The organism is Mesorhizobium sp. M2A.F.Ca.ET.037.01.1.1 (assembly GCF_003998075.1).
Classification (GTDB): Bacteria; Pseudomonadota; Alphaproteobacteria; order Rhizobiales; family Rhizobiaceae; genus Mesorhizobium.
In genome coordinates this window covers 1-1,832 of record NZ_RZSA01001175.1, presented here as the reverse complement: position 1 = coordinate 1,832, position 1,832 = coordinate 1, and the positions used below count along the sequence as shown (strand labels likewise).

General features: G+C 64.6%; 2 protein-coding genes. Both read right to left on the bottom strand.

The features are described 5' to 3' along the window. Window positions 1–1,085, bottom strand: a 1,085-nt coding sequence (locus EOA27_RS34750; protein WP_145970772.1) for an ABC transporter substrate-binding protein, incomplete at its 3' end; no start/stop codon positions are given. Between the two features lie 374 nt (window positions 1,086–1,459). Continuing rightward, window positions 1,460–1,832, bottom strand: a 373-nt coding sequence (locus tag EOA27_RS34745; protein WP_127258544.1) for a GNAT family N-acetyltransferase, incomplete at its 5' end; no start/stop codon positions are given.

Genomic DNA, 1,832 nt, shown 5'->3' with positions numbered 1-1,832 from the left:
TTCCAGCGCGGCACGATCGGCTGCTGCCTGGCAATGTCGGGGTCGTCATAGAGCGCCGCGATGGTCGGCAGGTTGGCCGTCTTGAGCGTCCGGTATTTCTGCATCTCGGGCGAGGCGATGAACTTGACCAGGTCGATCGCGGCATTTGGATGTTTCGAATATTTGGAGACGGCAAGGTTCCAGCCGCCCAATGTCGCGACCGGATGCCCGCCTTCGCCGGCCGGCAGCGGCGCCACGTCGAACTTGCCCCTGATCGGCGAATTCTCGCTGTTGCCGAGCGCATAGGCATAGGGCCAATTGCGCATGAAAACCGCATTGCCGATCTGCCAGACGCCGCGCGCTTCCTCCTCCTGATAGCCGAGCGCGCCCGGCGGCGCGATCGTGCCGATCCAGCCCTTGGCCCTGTCGAGCGCCGCGGCTGCCTTTGGATTGTTGATGGAGATTTCGCCGTCCGGCTCGATGATGCCGCCACCGCCATTCGACATCATCCATTCGAGCGCGTTGCAGGTCAGCCCCTCATAGGCATTGCCCTGGAAGACGTATCCCCAGATGTCCTTGTTGCCGGCCGCCCGCTCCCTGTCCATGACGAGCTTCGCGGTGTCCTGCAATTGCTGCCAGGTGGTCGGCACCTTGGCGCCATATTTGTCGAGCAGATCCTTGCGGTAATAGAGCGCCGGCACGTCGGTGAAGATCGGCAGCGCGACCAGCCTGCCGTTGACCGTCTGCGATTGGATGATGGAGGGAAAATGCGCGCCCGCCAAGTCCCTCGTCGCTTCCGTCAGGTCGACCAGTTGGCTGGCCAGCTGCGGTGCCCAGATGACGTCGGTCTGGTAGACGTCGATATCGCTGCTGCCGGCCGCAAGCCACAGCCGGTACTGGCCGAACTGGTCGGTGGTCGAAGGCGGGATGACGACGATGTCGACCTTGTTGCCGCTCTTTTTCTCATAGAGGTCGAGGATCTCGCGCAGCACCTTGATGCCGTTGCCGGTGTCGCCCGACACGATCGACAGTTCCACGGCTCGCGCCTGGACAGCGCCCAGCAGTATGCCGGCGGCCAACGCCAGGTACGCGCAAACAAATTTCACGGGATTGCGGGCCTCCCTCAGCGGCCGACGGTGCCCTCTCGGCGTCGCGGCTCATCCAGGCCCCTGCGATGAATGCACAATGCCGCTTAGGGTTCCATGCGCTCATGCGCCGGTTCGGGCTGAGAGGTCGGGTGAAGCCGTCTCGGTCGGCTCGACCGCGTCGGCGTCCTGCTTTCCTTCACCCGCTTTCACGAAAGCGGACGGGCTCCGAAACCCCCGCCCCGGAGCCCGTCTGGGAGTGGCTGACGCATGCCGGCACAGCCGCCTCCGACGCCTTGCCCGCGTCGATCCGCCGATCGGCCGCCCGGCACGACGACGCATTAGCATGCCCTAACGTCAGCCTATGTGAAGGAGTTCACAATGCCGGGACGCCATTAACCTTCCCAGTCGACCGGGATCATGCCGAGCCGCTCGTAGAGCCTGAAGGCCGCGGTGTTCTTCACACTGTTGGTCTTGAGATCGACATGCGTCGCCCCGCGCTCGCGAAAAATCAGGAACACGTGCCGCATAAGCGCGTCGCCGATGCCCTGCCTTCTGGACTCCGGGTGGACGGCGAGGTCCTTGACGAAACCGGATGTCCAGCAGAGCGCCGCGCCCGCAAGCAGGCCCTTGCCGTCGATGACCAGGAAACAGAGAGCGGGATCGAACTCGGCGTTGCCGGCAATGCGCGGCCACCAGTCGTCGAACGGCCCGTCGGCGCCGTCGTCGAACACCTCTTCCAGCAGCGCGTGGAGCGCGTGCGCGTCC